This is a genomic window from Flavobacterium phragmitis (assembly GCF_900112575.1).
Classification (GTDB): Bacteria; Bacteroidota; Bacteroidia; order Flavobacteriales; family Flavobacteriaceae; genus Flavobacterium; species Flavobacterium phragmitis.
Window position 1 is genome coordinate 429036 of sequence record NZ_FOMH01000003.1, and the last position, 21256, is coordinate 450291.

Annotated in this window: 16 protein-coding genes; 9 read left to right on the forward strand and 7 right to left on the reverse strand. The window is 34.8% G+C overall.

Features of this window, described 5'->3' with window-relative positions:
• Positions 1–145: 145 nt before the first annotated feature.
• A complete protein-coding gene (locus BM289_RS07430; protein ID WP_091492127.1) occupies positions 146–1024 on the reverse strand; it encodes an AraC family transcriptional regulator in 879 nt (292 codons plus the stop codon).
• Positions 1025–1329: 305 nt separating this feature from the next.
• Here BM289_RS07430 and BM289_RS07435 point away from each other — a divergent pair, with 305 nt between their 5' ends.
• From BM289_RS07435 to BM289_RS07470, 8 genes are all read left to right on the forward strand, one after another.
• Positions 1330–2466 (forward strand): glycoside hydrolase family 26 protein, encoded by a 1137-nt coding sequence (locus tag BM289_RS07435; RefSeq protein WP_167365398.1) that lies wholly within the window; start codon positions 1330–1332, stop codon positions 2464–2466.
• A gap of 36 nt (positions 2467–2502) precedes the next feature.
• Positions 2503–3891 carry an MFS transporter gene (locus tag BM289_RS07440; RefSeq protein ID WP_091492128.1) on the forward strand — a complete coding sequence of 463 codons (1389 nt, stop codon included), beginning with the start codon at positions 2503–2505 and terminating at the stop codon, positions 3889–3891.
• 30 nt (positions 3892–3921) lie between these two features.
• Positions 3922–5112 (forward strand): glycoside hydrolase family 130 protein, encoded by a 1191-nt coding sequence (locus BM289_RS07445; RefSeq protein ID WP_091492130.1) that lies wholly within the window; start codon positions 3922–3924, stop codon positions 5110–5112.
• A gap of 6 nt (positions 5113–5118) precedes the next feature.
• On the forward strand, positions 5119–6309 hold the full coding sequence (locus tag BM289_RS07450; protein ID WP_091492131.1) for an AGE family epimerase/isomerase: 1191 nt from the start codon (positions 5119–5121) through the stop codon (positions 6307–6309).
• Between the two features lie 28 nt (positions 6310–6337).
• A complete protein-coding gene (locus BM289_RS07455; protein ID WP_091492133.1) occupies positions 6338–6886 on the forward strand; it encodes a hypothetical protein in 549 nt (182 codons plus the stop codon).
• A gap of 6 nt (positions 6887–6892) precedes the next feature.
• Positions 6893–8122 carry a glycoside hydrolase family 26 protein gene (locus BM289_RS07460; RefSeq protein ID WP_091492134.1) on the forward strand — a complete coding sequence of 410 codons (1230 nt, stop codon included), beginning with the start codon at positions 6893–6895 and terminating at the stop codon, positions 8120–8122.
• 59 nt (positions 8123–8181) lie between these two features.
• Positions 8182–9468 carry a glycoside hydrolase 5 family protein gene (locus BM289_RS07465; protein WP_091492136.1) on the forward strand — a complete coding sequence of 429 codons (1287 nt, stop codon included), beginning with the start codon at positions 8182–8184 and terminating at the stop codon, positions 9466–9468.
• A gap of 130 nt (positions 9469–9598) precedes the next feature.
• A complete protein-coding gene (locus BM289_RS07470) occupies positions 9599–11578 on the forward strand; it encodes a glycoside hydrolase family 97 protein (RefSeq protein ID WP_091492137.1) in 1980 nt (659 codons plus the stop codon).
• A gap of 137 nt (positions 11579–11715) precedes the next feature.
• Here BM289_RS07470 and BM289_RS07475 read toward each other — a convergent pair whose 3' ends face one another.
• The 4 genes from BM289_RS07475 to BM289_RS07490 form a co-directional block, all read right to left on the reverse strand.
• Complete coding sequence (locus BM289_RS07475; RefSeq protein WP_091492139.1) at positions 11716–12672, reverse strand: aldo/keto reductase; 957 nt, start codon at positions 12670–12672, stop codon at positions 11716–11718.
• Between the two features lie 200 nt (positions 12673–12872).
• Positions 12873–15170: a beta-glucosidase BglX gene (gene bglX, locus BM289_RS07480; RefSeq protein ID WP_091492140.1), complete on the reverse strand. Its 2298-nt coding sequence runs from the start codon at positions 15168–15170 to the stop codon at positions 12873–12875.
• A gap of 313 nt (positions 15171–15483) precedes the next feature.
• A complete protein-coding gene (locus tag BM289_RS07485) occupies positions 15484–16863 on the reverse strand; it encodes a sialate O-acetylesterase (protein ID WP_091492142.1) in 1380 nt (459 codons plus the stop codon).
• Positions 16853–17947: an SGNH/GDSL hydrolase family protein gene (locus BM289_RS07490; protein ID WP_091492143.1), complete on the reverse strand. Its 1095-nt coding sequence runs from the start codon at positions 17945–17947 to the stop codon at positions 16853–16855. Before BM289_RS07490 ends, BM289_RS07485 begins: the two co-directional genes overlap by 11 nt.
• A gap of 217 nt (positions 17948–18164) precedes the next feature.
• Here BM289_RS07490 and BM289_RS07495 point away from each other — a divergent pair, with 217 nt between their 5' ends.
• On the forward strand, positions 18165–18674 hold the full coding sequence (locus BM289_RS07495; protein ID WP_091492145.1) for a C40 family peptidase: 510 nt from the start codon (positions 18165–18167) through the stop codon (positions 18672–18674).
• A 345-nt stretch (positions 18675–19019) separates the two neighbouring features.
• Here the strand turns inward: BM289_RS07495 and BM289_RS07500 are convergent, their stop codons facing one another.
• Positions 19020–20597 (reverse strand): L,D-transpeptidase family protein, encoded by a 1578-nt coding sequence (locus tag BM289_RS07500; RefSeq protein WP_091492147.1) that lies wholly within the window; start codon positions 20595–20597, stop codon positions 19020–19022.
• 168 nt (positions 20598–20765) lie between these two features.
• Positions 20766–21182, reverse strand: coding sequence for a DUF1573 domain-containing protein (locus tag BM289_RS07505; protein ID WP_091492148.1), 417 nt, complete (start codon positions 21180–21182; stop codon positions 20766–20768).
• Positions 21183–21256 lie beyond the last annotated feature (74 nt).

Genomic DNA, 21256 nt, shown 5'->3' on the forward strand with positions numbered 1-21256 from the left:
CATATTAAAATAAAACACATCAAAAATTACATTATTCTCAATGGTAATCCTCAAAAGAACCTAAACCATACATAAAAAACAACAAAAACTCAAAAATCAAACGTTTTCGTTAAAAATAATATTTGTTAGTGATAAAAAAGTATCATTATAAAATACGTTTCAAACCAGAAAAATCTTCTCTATACTGACTAGGTGTACAGTTTTTCGTCGCTTTGAAACTGCGATTGAAGTTCGCAATATTATTAAAACCTGATTTGAATGCCACTTCAGAAACACTCATATCTTTTTCTACCAGCCAACGTGCCGCATAACCAATTCGGATATCATTAATATAATTCACAAAAGTTTTTCCAGTACGTTTTTTAATAAAACGATTAAAAGAAATAATAGACATACTGGCTACATTGGCAACATCTTCCAAAGTAATTTTTTCAGCAAAATGTTTCTGCACATATTCGTAAACTAATTTCATTTTATCGTAATCATCAAACGTATCATAGTCTACTGTATAAGTAGAAAGCAGACGTTGATTTCTAGAATTTGCCAGATCATATAATAGAGAAGTAATTTCCAGAAAATAATCCATTCCATCTAGTTTCGAGAGCCTCACAAGCCTTGGCGTCAATTCTTCAGCCGTTTTTTTAGAAAAAAGAATACCATGAATAGATCGATTAAACATATCCCGAATTGGATTCATGATACGTCTCGACAATAACGATTCGTGAAATAAATCGTTATGAAACTGAATCGTAATCTCATGAATTTTTTTACTAGTACATTTATTAAGTTCCCAGCCATGATATAAATTTGGCCCAATCAAAACCAGCTCGACATTATCGATTTCTTCAATATTATCTCCCACAACTCTCTTCACTCCTTTTCCGTTTAAAATAAAGTTTATTTCGAATTCTGGATGATAATGAACAGGAAAATCGAAGCTGTCTTTTACACGATCGAAAACCAAAAAACTATCACCTGCTGAAAGAGGCGCAATTTCTCTATAAAAATTTTTTGTAGTACTCATCTTAAAAACTATTTCCAGGAAAGCAATATTTCTCTTTTTTGACTGCAATAATATGATATATAATTGATAAAATAATATTAATTACACGATATTCATCCAATTATCTTTGAAAAATAAATTATCATTTCTTCAAAAAGAGCTTTAATAATAAACATTAATCATTTTTAATGGAATATCTTTTTATAGTTTTAATAATTTTAGAGGCAAATTGCTAAAGAATTTTCGAACAAAATAGTCAATAGATTTTCAGAACCTAAATCATTGTATCTTTAGCATTTAGCTCCATAACAACTAACAATCCGATAATGAAAAAACATTTTATCATGCTTCTAACAGTTGTATTAATTGGTACTTCTTGTAAATCACAGAAAAAACCAAGTGATACAAATTTGTCACTTTCAGATAAAAAAGCAACTTCAGAGACTAAAACACTTTACAAAAACTTATATACACTATCTCAAAAAGGTTTTCTATTTGGTCATCAAGACGATTTAGCGTATGGAGTAAAATGGAAATATGAAGATGGACGAAGCGATATAAAAGATGTTGCTGGCGATTACCCAGCCGTTTATGGATGGGACATTGCAGGCTTGGAGAAAGACAGTCCTAATAATATAGACGGTGTTCCTTTTGCTAAAATGAAACAATATATTATTGAGGCCAATGCAAGAGGTGGCATTTCAACCATAAGCTGGCATTTTGATAATCCTGCAACAGGAAAAGATGCTTGGGACCATACTCCAAATTCGTTGAAAACAATTTTACCTGGTGCAGAAAACCATAAAAAATTCATTTCCTGGTTAGACAAAGCCGCGGTTTTCTTCCTGTCTTTAAAAGATAAAAACGGAAAAAACATTCCAATTCTCTTCAGACCTTTTCATGAACTTACTGGTGGCTGGTTTTGGTGGGGAAAAGGAAATTGTACTCCTGAAGAGTTTAAAACGGCTTGGAAATTCACCTTTGACTACCTTCAGAAAAAAGGTGTCCACAATTTAATCTATGTATACAACACTGGTAGTTTTGGCACTGAAGCCGATTTCCTAACCAACTATCCCGGAGATAATTATGCTGATATTTTAAGTTTTGACACTTATCAAAACAGTAATGATCCGAATGGAGAAAAATTCATAAGTGAAGTTCAAAAACAATTTAAAATTCTCAATAAAATAGGCACTGAAAAACACAAATTGATCGCATTGGCTGAAGCAGGTTACGAAGCGGTTCCTGATCCAAAATGGTGGACAGGTACTTTGTTAAAAGCAATTGGAGATTATAAAATTTCTTATGTCTTATTATGGAGAAATCATGGCTGGCAGGAAAAAGAGCAAAAAATGCATTATTACGCACCATTTTCTGGACAAGTAAGTGAGAAAGATTTTGTCGATTTTTATAACCTAGATAAAACTATATTTGAAAAAGACATTCCAAAAAAATTAAAATAACTGCCCAAAATAAATTAAAACCTTAAAAAATAACCAATGCACGACAAAATCAGTTTAAAAGAAAAAATCGGTTACGGACTTGGAGATGCTGCTTCATCTATGTTCTGGAAAATTTTCAGCATGTATTTACTGTTTTTCTACACCGACGTTTTCGGATTAGCACCTGCCGTAGTAGGAACTATGTTTTTAATTACCCGAATCTGGGATTCTTGTTTTGACCCAATTGTTGGGATTCTGGCTGACAGAACCAAAAGCAAATGGGGAAAATTTAGACCTTACTTACTTTGGGTAGCTATACCTTTTGCCGTAATTGGAGTATTAACTTTCTATACACCTGATTTTGATGAAAAAGGCAAAATCATTTATGCCTATGTTACCTATTCTTTAATGATGATGATTTATTCTTTGATTAATGTTCCTTACGCTTCACTTTTAGGTGTAATGTCTTCTGATCGAAAAGAAAGAAATACACTTTCCTCCTATCGAATGGTTTTTGCTTTTGGCGGAAGTTTATTAGCGCTTTGGTTAATTGAACCTTTAGTAAATTACTTTGGAGGAAATCTCAATTCTAAATCGGGATGGCTGGCAACAATTGCCGTTTTCGGATTCATTACAACTATCTTTTTCTGGGCTTGTTTTGCATTCACAAAAGAAAGAATCAAACCTATTGCAGATGAACAAAACAACCTAAAAGAAGACCTAAAAGATCTTTGGAAAAATAAACCTTGGTGGATTTTGCTTGGTGCTGGAATTGGAGCATTAGTTTTCAATTCTATTCGTGATGGAGCTGCTGTTTATTACTTTAAATATTACGTAAGTAGTGCTGTAAATTTTGATTTTTCACTTTTTGGAAGTGATTTTCACATGACACCAACTTCAATTTATTTGATTTTAGGACAAGCAGCAAACATCATTGGCGTAATCATCGCTACACCAATTGCCAACAAAATTGGTAAAAAGAAAACCTTTTTTGGAGCTATGGCTTTAGCAGCAATTTTAAGTCTTATTTTCTATTTATTCGGAAAAGAAGATATTTTCTTAATCATGAGTTTTCAGGTTTTAATCAGTATTTGTGCAGGCTGTATTTTCCCATTAATCTGGTCCATGTATGCTGACAGCGCCGATTATTCGGAATGGAAACAAGGACGAAGAGCAACAGGATTGGTTTTTTCAGCTTCTTCAATGTCGCAAAAATTCGGCTGGACCATTGGCGGTGCCGGTGCGGGATGGCTTTTAGGATATTTTGGTTTTCAGGCCAATGTGGAGCAAACCGTGGCAACTCAAAACGGAATTCAATTAATGTTAAGCATACTGCCGGCAATTGCAGCGGCTATATCTGTTGCATTCATTTTATTTTACCCTTTATCAGAAGAAAAACTACAAATTATAGAACAGGATTTAAACGAAAAGAGAGATCAAAATTAACAAACAATACAGATAAAGAAATCAATTTATATGACAACAATAACATCTTCGGCGACTTTTCAGGAAAGAAAATCGGCATTGGAAAAAGAACATAAAGCGCTGATTGAGCTTAAAAACATTCCAGAACAAACGGCTGGAAATGGCATATACGAACGTTATAAAAACCCTGTTGTTACTGCAGCACATGCTCCTTTAAACTGGCGTTTTGATTTTAACGAAAACACGAATCCATTTTTGCAAGAAAGAATTGGTATCAATGCCGCTTTTAACGCTGGTGCAATCAAATGGAACGACAAATATCTTCTGGCTGTTCGTGTAGAAGGAATTGACAGAAAATCGTTTTTTGCGATTGCCGAAAGTCCAAACGGAATTGATAATTTCAAATTTTGGGATAAACCTTGTGTAATTCCGCAGACTGAAGATCCAGATACAAATGTCTACGACATGCGTTTGACCCAGCACGAAGACGGTTATGTGTATGGTATTTTCTGTACAGAAAGAAAAGATCCAAAAGCTCCAAAAGGCGATACAAGTTCAGCTGTTGCCAATGCCGGAATTGTACGCTCTAAAGATTTAATAAACTGGGAAAGATTACCCGATTTAATTTCGAATACAGGTCAACAGCGAAATGTTGTACTACATCCAGAATTTGTAAACGGAAAATATGCTTTATACACGCGTCCGCAGGATGGTTTTATCGATGTTGGATCAGGAGGCGGAATAGGTTTAGGTTATGTGGAAGACATGAAAAATCCAATTGTAAAAGACGAAAAAATCATTTTTGGGAAACAATATCATACCATTTATGAATTGAAAAATGGTTTGGGACCAGCACCAATTAAAACTTCAAAAGGCTGGTTGCATATGGCACACGGAGTTCGTAATACCGCTGCAGGATTACGTTATACTTTATACTTGTTCATGACCGATTTAAATGATATTGCAAAAGTTACGCATGTTCCAGCTGGACATTTTATGGGACCTGAAGGAATTGAAAGAGTTGGCGACGTATCGAATGTTTTGTTTTCTAACGGATGGATTGAAGACAAAGATGGAACTGTTTATGTGTATTATGCTTCTTCAGACACTAGAATGCATGTGGCTGTTTCTACTGTAGACAAACTAGTTGATTATGTTACCAATGCTCCTGCTGACACTTTTGTTTCTGCAGGTTCTGTACAAACCATTATTAATCAAATCGAAAGAAATAACACAATTTAAAATATCGTGTCATTACAATCAAAGCTTTTAAAATCGGAACTGACTGCAGAACTTGATGCCATTCTAAACTATTGGTCAGAACGAACTGTAGATGAGAAAAATGGCGGTTTTGTTGGACAAATCGATTTTAACGATCATCTTATTGCCAATGCAGAAAAAGGTTCAGTTTTAAATGCCCGAATTCTTTGGACGTTCTCTGCCAGTTATAAAACCACAAAAAACGAAAACCACAAAAAACTGGCAAAGAGAGCATTTGATTTTCTTGCAGCTTATTTTTATGACACACAATTTGGAGGTCTTTTTTGGAGTATTAATGAGGATAAAACTCCAAAAGACACCAAAAACCAGATTTATGCTCTAGCCTTTGCGATTTATGGTTTATCTGAATATTATGCGATTTCGAAAGAAGAAAAAGCACTAGAAATAGCTAAAAATCTATATCAAAAAATTCAGGAACACAGTTACGATCCTGTCAACAAAGGTTATTTTGAAGCTTTTACCAGAGATTGGCAACCAATTGAAGATTTACGCCTAAGCGCCAAAGATGCCAACGAAAAGAAAACCATGAATACACATCTTCATATTATCGAAGGTTATGTTAATTTATATAAAGTCTGGAAAGACGAAAAACTGCTTGAAGTTATTATCGAACTTCTGGAAACTATCGAGAAATATTTCATCAATACCAAAACAGGACATTTACGTTTGTTTTTTGATGAAAACTGGAAAGAAAAACCAGATGTTATCTCATACGGACATGATATAGAAGCGGCCTGGCTTTTACAGCAATGCGCCGAAATTTCGGGTGATGAAACTTTGATTGCAAATTATAAAAAACATGCCGTTCAAATTGCCGAAGTAACCAAAGAAGGTTTAGACACAGATGGCGGTTTGTGGTACGAGTACAATCCTGAAAAAGATGAATTGATAGCTGAAAAACATTGGTGGCCTCAAGCCGAAGCCTTAATTGGTTTTTACAACGCTTATCAATTAACAGGAAAAGAAGAATATCTGGATATTGTTTACAGGAACTGGAAATTCATAAAAAAACATATAATCGACCAGCAAAACGGAGAATGGGTTTGGGGAGTTTTCCCTGACTATACTGTAATGAAAAAAGACAAAGCCGGATTCTGGAAATGCCCCTATCACAACGGACGCGCCTGCATAGAACTTATGCAGCGAATTCAAGATTAATTTTATTCAATTCTAATTTTAAGTCGTTATGAAACATTTTTTTCTTTTTAGTTTATTGCTCACCTCTTTACTAATTGATGCACAAACCAATCTCCTAAAAAATGGAGGTTTTGAATACGATTTAACCAATTGGAACGGACAAGAAAATGGTGCACTTTCTCCTTATGATAGAAAATCTGGGAAAAACAGTGCCTTAATTAATCAGTTTACGGGTGCAGAATGGAGAGCATTTGATCAAACTGTTCCGCTTGCAAGAAATACTTATGCGATCGAATGCAATGCCTGGATGAAAGTTGAAGGCGTGGAAAATCAAAAAGAAGATTATAAAGCAGCAATCGTAATTGTAGAATTTCTCACTAGTGCAGACAAATCAATTAGCTCCGAAACAATTGCTCGTGCAAAAGGAACAACCAATTGGATCAATTATAAAAAGGCTGTAAAAGTTCCCACAGAAGCTAAAAAAATCAAAGTTATGCTGGCTTTGGCGCAAACAAACGGTACTGTATTTTTTGACGACATAAAAATAACAACACTTTCTGAAGAAGAATTTTCAAAATTGACTCCAGAAACCAAATAAACCAAGATGAAAAAATCACTTTTGAAAATAATAGCACTGAGTTTTTCTATTTTAATTTTGGTTGGATGTTCTTCAGATAATGATTCCAATAACGAAGTCATAGTCGATCCACCGACACAAGATGATCCCTTAACGACATCAAATGTAACGACTTACATGGTTGATCCAAGTGCTACAAACGAAACTAAAGCGCTGTTCTATAATTTAAAAAGACTAGCACAGACCAAAACGGCTATAGGTCAACAAGATGCCTTCAATGGTTTTTATCAGGATACGGGAGGAGATTCAGATATCAAAAAAAATACAGGTTTTGATCCTGCTGTTTTAGGATCCGATTTTATGTTTATAACCGATAAAAGCAATAACGAACAATCTAACAACTGGTTCTACCAGCAGGAACAAAAAATTACCGCCGATGTTAAAGCCGCTTACGCGAAAGGAATAATCAATACCTTCAGCTGGCATTTGAGAGAGCCTAATAAAGAAGAATCTTTTTATGCTGCTGATATGACTTCTGAACATAAATCAACAGCTTTTAGAAGTATTCTTCCAGGAGGAGCAAATAACGAATGGTACAAAAAGAAACTAGACAAAGTGGCCAAAGTTATTCTGAATCTAAAAGGTGCCAATGGCGAATTGATTCCTGTAATCTTTAGACCTTTCCATGAATTTGATGGAAGCTGGTTTTGGTGGGGAGCCGATTTTTGTACAGCAGATGAATACAAAAAAGCTTATCAGTTTACGGTTGATTATTTGAAAAACACAAAAGGAGTCCACAACATTCTGTATGCTTTTTCTCCTGATAATTCCTATACTACCGAAACCAATTACTTAAGCCGTTATCCGGGTGATAAATATGTCGATATTATCGGAATGGATAATTATGGTGATTTTAATAATCAAGGGCAGACAGGATCTGACAAAGCCAATGCTAAACTGAAAATTCTTTCGGATTACGCTAAAGCAAAAGTAAAAATCGCCGCTTTGACCGAAACAGGTTATCGTGTTACCAATACAACACCTGCCGTTACCGATTGGTTTTCGACTTTATTATACAGTGCTTTAACTAAAAATGATATTCAGATAAGTTATGTTATGTTTTGGAATAATAATTCGGACGGTTATTATGTTCCAAATGGAACGGTTTCTAATGCAACCGATTTTAAAACTTACAGTCTCAAAACAAAATCAGCTTTGGTGAATTCCCTGCCAAAAATGTATGAAATGCCAAAATAATGACTCAAACCCGACAGGTTTCAAAAACCTGTCGGGTTTAGCTCCAAAAAATACAAATTATGAAAAACAGATTTTTTAAAACACTTTCCTTAGCCTTGATTTTCTCTACGATAGCTTGTCAGGCACAGGAAAAAATTACCGTAAAAGGAAACCAGTTTTACAAAGGCGACAAACCCTATGCTTATATCGGAACCAATTATTGGTACGGGAGCATGCTGGCTTCAAAGAAAATCGGCGACCGCAAAAGACTGATTCGTGAACTGGATTTAATGAAGAAAAACGGAATTGATAATCTACGTATTTTAGTCGGTGCCGATGGCGGAAAATATGATTTTACCGTTCGCCCAGCGTTGCAATACGAGCAGGGAAAATACGACGAAGATTTATTGGATGGATTGGATTTCCTTCTTAATGAAATGCAAAAACGAAATATGTATGCCGTTTTATACTTAACTAATAACTGGGAATGGTCTGGCGGAATGTCGCAATATTTGGAATGGAATGGTAAAGGCCCTATTCCTGTTCCTAATATTCCGCCAAATACTTGGCCTCAGTTTATGTCGTATACAGAGCAATTTCACAGCTGTGAACCTTGTATGGAAGCTTTAAATAATCATGTTAAATTTATTATTGGAAGAACAAATACTTATTCTAAAAAGAAATACAATGAAGATAATACCATTATGTCATGGCAGGTTGGAAATGAGCCTAGGCTTTTTACAATAGAAAACGAAGTAAAATTCACAAAATGGCTGAATAACATTGTGGATCTGATTAACAGTTTAGACAAAAATCATTTGGTTTCTACTGGTTCTGAAGGAAAAAACAGTTCGAATGACAGTATGGAAATCTTTGAAAGAACACACCAAAACCCAAATATCGATTATTTAACGATGCATATCTGGCCTAAAAACTGGAATTGGTTCAAAGCGGACAATGCTGAAACTACAATGCCCAAAACAATTGAAAATGCTGGTAAATATATTGATGATCACATCAAAGTGGCCAACAATCTAAAAAGACCCATTATCATTGAAGAATTTGGTCTTCCGAGAGAAAATGAAAATCTGAATGCGGGAGCTTCTTCTGTTTACCGAGATAAATTTTACAGCTATATTTTCGGAAGAGTTGCAGAAAGCGTTAAAAATGGCGGGCCATTGCAAGCAGCCAATTTTTGGGGATACGGTGGTGAAGGAAAAGCGATTCATCCTGATGGAAAATGGAATCCAGGAGAGCCTTTCACAACAGATCCACCGCAAGAACCGCAAGGCTTAAATTCGGTTTTTAATGGAGATAAATCGACATTGAAAATTGTAAAAGATTATAATCTGAAATTGAAAAAATAGAATGAAATTCATACCTGTTTTTCGTAGAGACGCACTGCAGTGCGTCTTATGCGTAAAGAATATGTGCGACGTAAACTGGGCGTAGACGCACTGCGGTGCGTCTCTACAGAATAACCAAAACAAAAACTTCATGAAAAATATATTTATTCTTTTTTGTTTTACCCTCGCAAACTTTTCTTTTTCACAAAAGAAACAGGATTTCAACATAATTTCTCCAAATGGAAAAATCGATGTGAAAATTGCTGTGAATGACAAAATTTTATGGTCCATTTCGCATGAAAAAGATTTGATTTTAGCACCTTCCGAAATGACTATGACTTTGGACGGAAATGTTATTTTAGGAAAAAATCCAGTTGTCCTAAATTCAAAAAAAGAAAGCGTCAATACTTCTTTTGAAACGCCTTTATACAAAAAAAAGACCGTAAAAAATCAATACAATAAATTGACTATCAACTTTAAAAATGATTTCGCAATTGAATTCCGTGTTTTTGACGATGGAGCAGCATATCGTTTTATCACAAAAAAGAAAAAAGAGATTACAGTAAAATCAGAAGAAGTAGTTTTAAATTTTGATCAGGATTACAATACTTTAATGCCATATGTTCGTGATTTGAGAAATCCAAAAGATCAATTTATTTCTTCGTTTGAATCGCATTATGAAAACAAAAAAATCAGTGAATTTTCTAAAGATACTTTGGCATTTTTACCTTTTTTAATTGATTATAAAAACCATAAAAAAGCAGTTTTCCTTGAAGCAGATTTAGAAGATTATCCAGGATTATTTATCACCAACAATAAAAACAAAACAGGTTTTGAATCTCGTTTTTCAAAATATCCAACTCAAGAAACCAATGGCGGATTTAATTTCCTCAACAAATTAATTACAGAAAGAGCCGATTATTTGGTAAAAACCAAAGGAACCAGAACTTTTCCGTGGAGAGCGATTGTAATTGCTCAAAATGATGCCGATTTAGCCAATAACGATATCGTTCAAAAATTGGCTGAACCATCAAGAATAAAAGATATTTCGTGGATAAAACCTGGAAAGGTGGCCTGGGATTGGTGGAACGACTGGAATATTTACAATGTCGATTTCAAAGCAGGAATCAATACCCAGACTTATAAATACTATATTGATTTTGCTTCTAAAAACAAGGTTGAATATGTGGTTTTAGATGAAGGCTGGAGTGTTGAAACGGATATCATGAAACACAATCCAAATGTAGATTTGGAAGAATTGATTGCTTACGCGAAAGAACGAAACGTCGGTATTATTTTGTGGGCTTCGTGGATGGCAATCCATAATAAAACAGAAGCCGTTTTTGACAATTATGCAAAACTGGGCGTAAAAGGTTTTAAAGTCGATTTTATAGATCGTGACGATGCCAAAATGGTGAATTCCGTTTATGATATTGCGCAGAAAGCAGCAAATCATAAGCTAATTATTGATTTCCACGGAATGTACAAACCAACTGGAATTCAGCGTACTTATCCAAATATTTTAAATTTTGAAGGCGTAAAAGGTTTAGAAAATAATAAATGGACACCAAATGATGATGTACCGCTTTATGATTGTACCATTCCATTTATCCGAATGATTGCCGGCCCAATGGATTACACACCAGGCGCGATGCGAAACGCCACAAAAAGCGAATTCAAACCTAGTCATTCGACTCCTATGAGTCAGGGAACCAGATGTCACCAATTGGCGCTTTACACTATTTTTGAAGCTCCTTTACAAATGATGGCCGACAGTCCAACGGCTTTTATGAAAGAGCAGGAAAGTACCGATTTTATTGCTAAAATCCCAACTACTTTTGATGAAACTCTAGCTCTTGATGGCGAAGTTGGAAAATATGTTTCAATTGCCAGAAAAAAAGAAAATATTTGGTATTTGGGTACCATAACAAATTGGGATCCCAAAGACATTACAATTGATTTTTCTTTCCTTGAAAAAGGCAAAAAATTCCAAGCTGAAATTTTCTCTGATGGCCTAAATGCCGACAAAGCCGCAACAGATTATAAAAAAGAAATCATAACCGTGGATTCAACAACGAAACTAAAATATCATTTGGCAAGCGGTGGCGGATTGGCAATGATTATTAAATAAAAAACTCTTCTAAAAGTTTTCAAACCCGACAGGTTTTGAAAACCTGTCGGGTTTAATTACGAAAACGTAAAACCTATATTATTGGAAACCGACAGGTTTTAAAAAGCCTGTCGGGTTTGTTACTCATGACATAAACGTTATGCTAATATCTTCTCAATCTCATTCAATTCATCATGCGTAAATTCAGTATTCTCCAAACAATCAATATTATTACACAATTGTTTTACAGAACTCGCCCCAATTAAAACTGATGTAATTCGTTTGTCTTTTTGCAGCCAAGCCAAAGCCATTTGTGCCAAAGACTGATTTCTGTTTTTAGCAATTTCATTCAGCTGAATTAATTTCTGAATTCTTTCCTGCGTAACCTCATCTTCCCTCAAATGTCCGTTTGGATTATGGGCTCTTGAATTTTCTGGAATTCCGTTTAAATATTTATCTGTTAAAAGTCCTTGTGCCAAAGGCGAAAAAGCAATGCAACCTACTCCTTTTTCTTCTAAAACATCTAATAAACCATCTTCAACCCAACGTTGCAACATAGAATATTTTGCTTGGTGAATCAAACATGGCGTTCCTAATTGCTTTAAAACATCAACCGCAACACGAGTCTGTTCTGCCGAATAATTACTAATTCCAACATAAAGCGCCTTTCCACTTCTAACAGCATAATCTAAAGCCATCATGGTTTCTTCGATTGGTGTTTCGGGATCCGGACGATGCGAATAAAAAATATCTACATAATCGACTTTCATTCTTTTTAAACTCTGGTCTAAACTTGACAATAAATACTTTCTTGATCCCCAATCTCCATAAGGTCCATCCCACATAGTGTAACCTGCTTTGGTTGAAATAATAATTTCATCACGCAGATTTCCCTGAAAGTTATGCCACAAAATTTTACCAAAATTAGTTTCAGCAGAACCGGGAACTGGCCCATAATTATTGGCTAAATCATAGTGCGTAATTCCTTTATCAAAAGCCTCTACAGCAATACTTTCTGCATTATCAAAATTATCTACTGATCCGAAGTTATGCCATAATCCTAAAGAAATCTCTGGAAGCAGCAAACCGCTTTTCCCGCATCTGTTATATTTCATTGTTTTAATTTATAAGTTGAAGGTTTAATAGATTTTAAAAATACGAAAAAATACTAAGCTTTGCCACAAAGGCACAAAGTCACTAAGATTTTTAAACAAAAAGAAATCGCCACGAATTTACGAATTATTTATTTAAAATTTGTGAATTCGTGGCGAAAAAAAAACCTTTGCTTCTTAGCGCCTTCGCGGCAAAACCCTTTTTAGTCTTTTATTTCAAAACCACCTTGCAAACCTTTATCAGAACTTCCTCCAACCATAATTTTAAAAGTTCCAGGTTCAACCAAATAAGTTCCCTCGTTGTTATAAAATCCTAATTCTTTATCCGTTAAAGTAAAGTTTACGGTTTTAGTTTCTCCTTTTTTCAGATTAACCAATTCAAAACCTTTCAATTCTTTTATCGGACGCACAATACTTGCATATTCATCATGAATGTATAATTGAACAACCTCTTTCCCATCATAGTTTCCAGAGTTTGTAACCTCAACACTCACCTGAACTTTTTCTCCTTTTGCAAAAGCAGTTTTATTAATTTTCAGATTTTTATAATCGAATTTAGTGTAGCTTAAACCAAAACCAAACGGAAACTGAGGTGTTTTTTCTACATCCATATAATGCGACCAGAAAACGTTTTTATCACTATCAACTGGTCTTCCTGTGCTGTATTTGTTATAATAAATTGGCACTTGTCCCACATTTCTTGGAAACGACATTGGCAGTTTTCCACTTGGGTTATAATCGCCATATAAAACCTGTGCCACAGCATTTCCAGTTTGAGTTCCCAAATGCCAAGCTTCTACAATTGCCGGCACATTCTCTGCAGCCCACGGAATACTCAACGGACGACCGTTATTTAAAACCAAAACCACATTTGGATTTACTTTATAAATTTCTTCTAATAATTCTTGTTGTAAGCCTGGTAAATTCAAATCGGTACGGCTTCTTCCTTCACCGCTTTGGAAACCATATTCACCTAAAACCATTACCACAACATCTGCATTTTTTGCGGCTGTTTTTGCTGCTTCAAATCCGCTTTTGTCTGTGGTGTTGAAAACTGTTTCCGTTAAGAAAGTAGCTTTTTGTTTTAATAAATCTGCTCCTTTTTCAAAAACCAATTGATTGTCTTTGTATTGTTGCATTCCTTCTAAAACCGAAACTGCAGTATCATCAGAAGCTGCAATTCTCCAGCTTCCTAAAGGACTGTTTTTATCATTTGCCAAAGCTCCAATCAAAGCAATCTTTTGTCCTGATTTCTTTAACGGAAGTAAATTCTTTTCATTCTTTAATAAAACGATCGATTTTTTCGCCATGTCCAAAACGCCTTCATTATTGGCTTTACTTCCAACCACTTCTTTTTCACGTTTTTCATCGCAATATCTGTACGGATCATCAAATAATCCCAATTCAAATTTCACACGAAGAATTCGGCGAACGGCATCATCAACCAAAGATTCTTTTACTTTTCCTGATTTTACCAAATCAACCAATTTTGCCACATACAAATACGATTCCATATCCATATCAGAACCCGCAACTACAGCTTTTGCAGTTGCATCGGCTTCGTCTTTTGCATAACCATGTGCAATCATTTCGCGAATCGAAGCGTAATCAGAAATTACAAATCCGTCAAACTTCCATTTTCCTTTCAAAATATCTCTTTGCAAGAAGACATTTCCAGTTGCAGGAACACCATTTAACGTATTAAATGAATTCATAAATGTACGAACTCCCGCATCAACAGTGGCTTTAAAAGGTGGCAGAACCGAATTGTACAATTTAGAGTTACTGATATCTACAATATTATATTCCAAACCGGCTTCAACATAACCATAAGCAGCAAAATGTTTCGCACAAGCCGCAATCGTATTTACTTTAGCCAAATCGGCAACCGTTTCTCCCTGAAAACCTTTTACTCGGGCATAAGCCACTTTGCTTCCTAAATATGGATCTTCTCCCGCACCTTCCATCACACGTCCCCATCGCGCATCATTTGCCACATCGACATTGGGTCCAAAAGTCCAATTAATTCCAGACGCCGAAGCTTCATCTGCCGCAATTGCCGCCGATTTCTTAATCGCTTCTAAATCCCAGCTCGCTGCTTCTGCCAACGGAATCGGACTTAACGTTTTATAGCCATGTATTACGTCAAAACCAATAATTAACGGAATCCCCAAACGAGTTTCTTCTACAGCAATTTTCTGAACAGCACGAACTTCCTTAACACCACGAACCGTCAGCATCGATCCGACTAATCCTTTTCTTAAATGTTCATATTTTAATTCGGCTGATCCACCTTTTGGTGCTGGTCCCGTAACATCCCAAAAACCATTATATTGATTCATCTGTCCTACCTTTTCCTCAAGCGTCATCAACGGCAAAAGCAAATCTATACGCTGCTCAACAGTTTTATTTTTATCCAGATACGGCTTTTTTTGTGCATTCATATTTCCAATCGTAAAAAGGGAAAAGACCCCAATAAATATTATTTTTTTGTTTTTCATAGTGTGGTTTAGTTAGTTTTTTCTTTAAGATTCTGAGGTTCTGAGATGCTAAGATTCTAAGTTTTTTTTGGCGTGTCCCGCCGAAAAAGGCGGGTCGGGCTTTCGGCTATATCTTTTGTTCCGTTTCTCTTCACAAAAGGATACCGCCTCAATCCCTCACGCAAATCGGTTTCAAAAGACACAATCTTGTCATTTCGACTGAAAGGAGAAATCACACTCGGAATTCGACAAAGATTGGCGAATTTCTGTGTGGGACTTCGACTTCGCTCAGCCTGACAAAAAATGCGGAAAATCTACATTTTAAAATCTAAAATCATTCCGTCATAAAACAAGAAGCCGGCAAATTCGCTTTATTAAACAAATCCGATTGCGTTGTGTTTCCCCATGCAAATCTCACTTTTGTTGGAGAAATCACTTTTTTACTTGTCAAAATCACTTCGTTATTTTTAATTGAAGCTTCGGCTGGATAGAAAACTCCATCTGTTCCTGCAACTTCAAACTGATTGGATTTTTTATCTTTAAAATACAATCCGTCTGCATAGTCAAAAGAGACGGTTGCTTTATTTTTGTCTATCTTAAAGGTTTTAAAAAGTGGTCCATTAACCAAATTAGAATTGGTTTTATAAATTTCAGCCAAAGCTAAATTCGCCAAACGAATTCCAACCGATTTCTTATTTTTTGGATGAATATCAATCGTATCCGAAATATCACTGATTACCACCATTCCAGTTTTCGGAACTTCTTTCAAAAGTTTTCGCTGAGAATCTCTTACCGTCACATTCGAAAAGTTATTGCTTCCGGTCTTAAATGGCGCTATCTGTACATAATAAAACGGAAATTCGTCTTTCCATTCTTTTCTCCAAGATGTAATTAAAGCACCTAATGTTTTATCATAAACTAAAGAACCAACATTAGATTCTCCCTGATACCAAAGCGTTCCCGCAATTTTAAATCCGATAATTGGGTAAATCATTGCATTGTAAGCACGTCCAGGCTGTCTTGGTCCATATTCTTGTTCATTGAGTTTTTTAGCGTTTTCTAATAAAACAGGATCGTTATTAACAACTTCAGATGACATCCAGATTTCAGCAGGAGTTCCGCCCCAATTCGAAGAAATTAATCCGATAGGAACATTTTTTAAATCCTCGCGAAGACGTTTAGCAAAAAAGTATCCAACCGCACTAAAATATTTCATGGTTTCAGGAGTTGATTCAGTCCAATTTCCCAATAAATTATTCTGTGGATTTTCGGCTGTCAATTTCGGAACCGTAAAAAATCGGATATTCGGATTTGTGGCATTTTTAGCTTCTTCTTCTCCCTCGTCAATTCCCCAGCTTACCGACATTTCCATATTAGACTGACCTGAACAAAGCCAGACTTCCCCAATCAAAATGTTTTTCAAAACCACTTCATTATAACCTTTTATAGAAATCGTAAAAGGTCCGCCCGCTTCTGGAGTTTTAATTGTCAATTCCCATTTTGCCTGATTGCTGGCAACGGTTTTATATTCTTGATTATTCCAACTCGAAACCAATTTGATTTCTTCTTTTGGATTGGCCCAACCCCAAATTTTCACTTCAGAATTGCGTTGTAAAACCATATTGTCTCCAAAGATATTTGGAAGCGAAACATTTGCCATCATAGTACTGGAAATCAACAGAAAGAAAACAAACTTAAATATATTATTTTTCATTTAGAAGCTTTTTTAAAAAAGGTCCGTATTGATCTGCCATTACTTTTTGATCTGCCACATCTGGATGTCCTAAACAGCCATTTGGTTTCATTGGTTTAAACTTAAAAATCAAAATAGGTTTATGCGATTTATCTGTTGCAAAAGCTTGCTTTACTTTGTTAAGACAATCTTCAAAGACCACTGCTCTGTCTCCACCAACCATTGGACTGTTTGTAATTACAATTTGTGCTTTTGGATTGTGTTCATAAAGCATTTTTATAAAATTGATATAATTCGAAACGTATTTTTCAGCATTAAAAGGCAAACGCTCTTTCTTGCCATCTCCACCAGAAAAATCATTAGTTCCCAACGCAATGCTGATAATATCTGGCTGAAAAGCAAAATCATATTTCGGTTTTGAAGTCTCTTTTGTGAGATATAAATTTTGATAAACGTCTGGCATAATGGCTTCGTCTCTATTTTCATCATTCCAGTTTCGGTAGATTCCGATTCCTGAAACAGAACTTGTCAGGTAATCAACATCAATTGCTCTCGAAAGCGTCGGACCATATGCATAATATCCGTTATGGTGATCCATATATTCCCCTTTTTCACAATTAACAGCATCACTTGCCGCTGCGCAGGTTATAGAATCTCCTATAAATTCTATTTTCTTTTTCTTTTTTGCTGTAATTGAAGTCAGTTTTGCAGTCGTACCTGCAAATAAAACCCCTCCCGTATGTGCTTCTGTATTTTTGTATATTTCCAGTTTATGCACTTTATTTGAAGAAGTCGTTTTTATTGGAAAAGATTGTGCCGGGCCTTTTTCAATTTTAATTTTCCCAAGATATTTTCCATCCAAAACTAAATCAACATAATTATGATGTTCATACGAGTCAACACTTTGCAGTGATATCGAACATTCGTTTCCAATGAAATTAAACGAAACTGAAGAAGCAGTTCCTATTAAAACAACATTTCCGTTCTGAAGTTGTTCAATACGACCTTGGTACAAGAAAGTTTTAGCAGAATTTTGAGTTTGTGAATTCGAAACTACTGAAATCAGCAAAAACGAAATTAAAAGAGTTATTTTTTTGAGAAACATAATTTATTTGTTAAATCTAAATACGATTCACAAATATATTTGAAATGAATTATTCAGAAAGATACTAAAATGTCAAAATACGATAAAAAAACACCACATAAACACATCATTTGGATGCCAAATGGTGCACATTCGTACTTTTTAGGGTGTTTTTGTGCTTTTTAAAACAAAATAACGGTTTATCTTTAGCGTTTCAATTTATATAAAACTAAAAAAAATGAGATCACGCCTACTGTTATTTTTACTTCCTGTTATTTTTCTTTCTTCTTTCACTTTAAAAAAGAAAGAACCTCAAATAGTAGTTCCAAACACTAAAATTCAGACCGAAGTAAATCGTGATTCTATTATTTCTTATGCCAAACAATATCTAGGAATTCCCTACAAATATGCCAGCAGTGATCCAAACAAAGGTTTCGACTGTTCTGGTTTTGTGAGTTATGTTTTTAAGCACTTTAACCAAACACTTCCTAGAAGTTCCAGCGGTTATAAAAATTTAGGAACGGCTTTAAAACCGGAAGAATTTAAAGTGGGGGATGTTTTAGTTTTTTATGGATATAAAAACAGAAATGTAGTGGGGCATGTCGGCATCATCTGCGAAGCCAACGGGATGCAGTCCAAATTTATTCATGCCTCTTCAGGAAAAGCACAACAAGTGACTATAACAGCGCTTGATACAGAACATTATACCAAACGCTTTTATAAATGTGTTGATGTTTTGGCTAAATAGTTTTATTATTATTTTTTCACGCAGATTTTGCAGATTATAGCAGATTTAATTAGATCTTTTGCTCACTTCAATAAATAAATCTGTGAACATCTGCTTAAATCTTTTCAAATCTGCGTGAGATCAACTTTTATTCTTCGGTTAAGAGCTTTAGCAAACTCTCGTCTCTTTGGTAATATACCAAACGGTTTTATAAATGTGTTGATGTTTTGGCTAAATAGTTTTATTATTATTTTTTCACGCAGATTTTGCAGATTATAGCAGATTTAATTAGATCTTTTGCTCACTTCAATAAATAAATCTGTGAACATCTGCTTAAATCTTTTCAAATCTGCGTGAGATCAACTTTTATTCTTCGGTTAAGAGCTTTAGTAAACTCTCGTCTCTTTGGTAAATATCTTTATAGAAATTTAGTTGTCCGTCACGATCTACCCAAGCCGTAAAATAACCAATATAAACCGGAACTTTTTTCTTCAAAGTATACCAGCTTTCTTTTCCGGCATGCATGGCTTTATCAATTCGTGCTGGATTCCAAGCTGGATCTGGTTTTAATAACTCAATTGCCAATTCTCTTGGTTTTGCTACACGAACGCAACCGTGACTGAAAGCTCTGCTTTCTCTTTCAAATAAACTTTTTGACGGTGTATCATGCAGATAAATATTGCTTGAATTTGGAAATAAAAACTTTACCAATCCCAAAGAATTATTTCTCCCAGGAAGCTGACGGACAGAGCCATTATTCCACTCCAAGTTTTTCTTTTGCAAATAATTTTTGTCTCTAGCCATTCCCGGTTTTATCTCCGATTTTATAATACTCGGCGGAACATTCCAATACGGACTAAAAACAATGTTGCTCATCATTCCACTGAAAACAACTGTTTTTGTCATGGCTTTCCCCACAACAACTGCCGATGTAAAAGCAATTTTTCCATCTTCAATTATATACAATTTGAACTCCGGAATATTCACTTCAATGTATTTCTGTCCTTTTTCCAATTCGGGATCAATCCATCTGCAACGCTCCATATTGGCAATAATGGTTTTGATTCTTTCCGAAACCGGAATATTTAAGTCTGTAATATGTTCTTTTAAAATACTATTTTTTGGTGCATAGCCATGACGCAATTCATAGTTTTTCATGGCTTTCATTAAAACTGTATCGCAAACCGCGCTTTTAGTATCTTCCTCAAGATCTTTAGTTACAAAAAGCCTTTCTCTGATTTGAGCAATCACATTGGATGAATCTCCTACTTTCAGACTTTTATAATCTTCTCCGGTTTCAATTGTTTTCCATCCTCCTTTTTTCTCTATTTCACGATATTCTTTCAGCGCATCACGAAGTTTGTAATACTGGCTGAACATCTTTTTTTTCTTATCATCCTGTATGGTTGATTTCTTAAAGATTGAATCTGAAAGTACTTGGTAATTCAGTTTTTTACGAGGTAAAAGCCATTCTAAAGAAACCACTGTTTTTTCGTCAAAACCACCAACTTTTTCACCGTAATAGTAATATAAATTAGAAAGCAATAAATCGGTATCTTCTTTTGAAAGTTTAGAATTAGCATTGTTATCAAAAACGGAACTTAGTTGTTCATTATAAGGAAAATTAGCTTTTAAACCTTCCTGATCCAAGTTTTTGTACTGATTGAATAAGGTGTTACCAAATTCCACTACCCCTTTATTATCCTGCCATAATTGAGTGGATTTGTTTTTTTGATACAAGGAAGTCACATCCGTTTTAAATTTTGCCAATTTTGGATAACTTTCATAAAACTTTGCAATGCGGACAGTATCAATAGTAAGCTTTAATTCCGGGATTTTTTCAACTTTATTTATTACATTTTCTTCTTTCTTATCTGCTTTCGAATTACACGAAAAAACAATCAGAAAAACAACTGCGATTAAGGGCGTATACCAAATTTTCATAAGTAGGAATTTTTATTAAAAGTAAAAAAAAATCTATTAAATCAAAATCTTAAAAAAGCGAATCGTAGATATGCTATTTTTATATTATTCGCAAAGTCTCCAAAAACAAAAAGCCCCAAACAATTTCTTGTTTAGAGCTTTTACCATATAACCAACCTATTAAAAATCTTAAATTACCGTACCCTTTAAAGTAAGGATTTTTGGAGTTGTTTCTGCACTTGTTGTCACAGTAACCGTCTTTGTAAACGCTCCTTTGTTTGCTGCATTATAAGTAGCAGTAATTTTTCCGGATTTACCAGCCTGAATTGGTTCTTTTGTATAGTCTGTAGCAGTACAACCGCAAGAACCCTGAACATTGGTAATCACTACAGCAGTTTTTCCAGTGTTTTTAAATTCATAAACAATTGCTTTTGGAGTTCCTTGTGGAATTTGTCCAACATCAATTGTTTCTGCTTTCCATACAATTGTAGAAGCTGTAGTTTCTGAAATTGCAGTTTCTGAAACTAGAGATTTTACCGGAGCAATTGCCGAAAAAGACATTAGGCCTAAAGCCAAAGCTAACATCGAAATTTTAATTATTTTCATAACGGATATATTAAAATGGTTTATAGTTCATTTTGATATTACAAAGGTAATTCAGACAAAATCAAAACGCTGTT

Excerpts from the sequence above, each read along its gene's own strand:
- BM289_RS07430 (WP_091492127.1), bottom strand. The coding sequence starts at position 1,024 with ATGAGTACTACAAAAAATTTTTATAGAGAAATTGCGCCTCTTTCAGCA.
- BM289_RS07435 (WP_167365398.1), top strand. The coding sequence starts at position 1,330 with ATGAAAAAACATTTTATCATGCTTCTAACAGTTGTATTAATTGGTACT.
- BM289_RS07440 (WP_091492128.1), top strand. The coding sequence starts at position 2,503 with ATGCACGACAAAATCAGTTTAAAAGAAAAAATCGGTTACGGACTTGGA.
- BM289_RS07445 (WP_091492130.1), top strand. The coding sequence starts at position 3,922 with ATGACAACAATAACATCTTCGGCGACTTTTCAGGAAAGAAAATCGGCA.
- BM289_RS07455 (WP_091492133.1), top strand. The coding sequence starts at position 6,338 with ATGAAACATTTTTTTCTTTTTAGTTTATTGCTCACCTCTTTACTAATT.
- BM289_RS07460 (WP_091492134.1), top strand. The coding sequence starts at position 6,893 with ATGAAAAAATCACTTTTGAAAATAATAGCACTGAGTTTTTCTATTTTA.
- BM289_RS07465 (WP_091492136.1), top strand. The coding sequence starts at position 8,182 with ATGAAAAACAGATTTTTTAAAACACTTTCCTTAGCCTTGATTTTCTCT.
- BM289_RS07470 (WP_091492137.1), top strand. The coding sequence starts at position 9,599 with ATGAAAAATATATTTATTCTTTTTTGTTTTACCCTCGCAAACTTTTCT.
- BM289_RS07475 (WP_091492139.1), bottom strand. The coding sequence starts at position 12,672 with ATGAAATATAACAGATGCGGGAAAAGCGGTTTGCTGCTTCCAGAGATT.
- bglX (WP_091492140.1), bottom strand. The coding sequence starts at position 15,170 with ATGAAAAACAAAAAAATAATATTTATTGGGGTCTTTTCCCTTTTTACG.
- BM289_RS07485 (WP_091492142.1), bottom strand. The coding sequence starts at position 16,863 with ATGAAAAATAATATATTTAAGTTTGTTTTCTTTCTGTTGATTTCCAGT.
- BM289_RS07490 (WP_091492143.1), bottom strand. The coding sequence starts at position 17,947 with ATGTTTCTCAAAAAAATAACTCTTTTAATTTCGTTTTTGCTGATTTCA.
- BM289_RS07495 (WP_091492145.1), top strand. The coding sequence starts at position 18,165 with ATGAGATCACGCCTACTGTTATTTTTACTTCCTGTTATTTTTCTTTCT.
- BM289_RS07500 (WP_091492147.1), bottom strand. The coding sequence starts at position 20,597 with ATGAAAATTTGGTATACGCCCTTAATCGCAGTTGTTTTTCTGATTGTT.
- BM289_RS07505 (WP_091492148.1), bottom strand. The coding sequence starts at position 21,182 with ATGAAAATAATTAAAATTTCGATGTTAGCTTTGGCTTTAGGCCTAATG.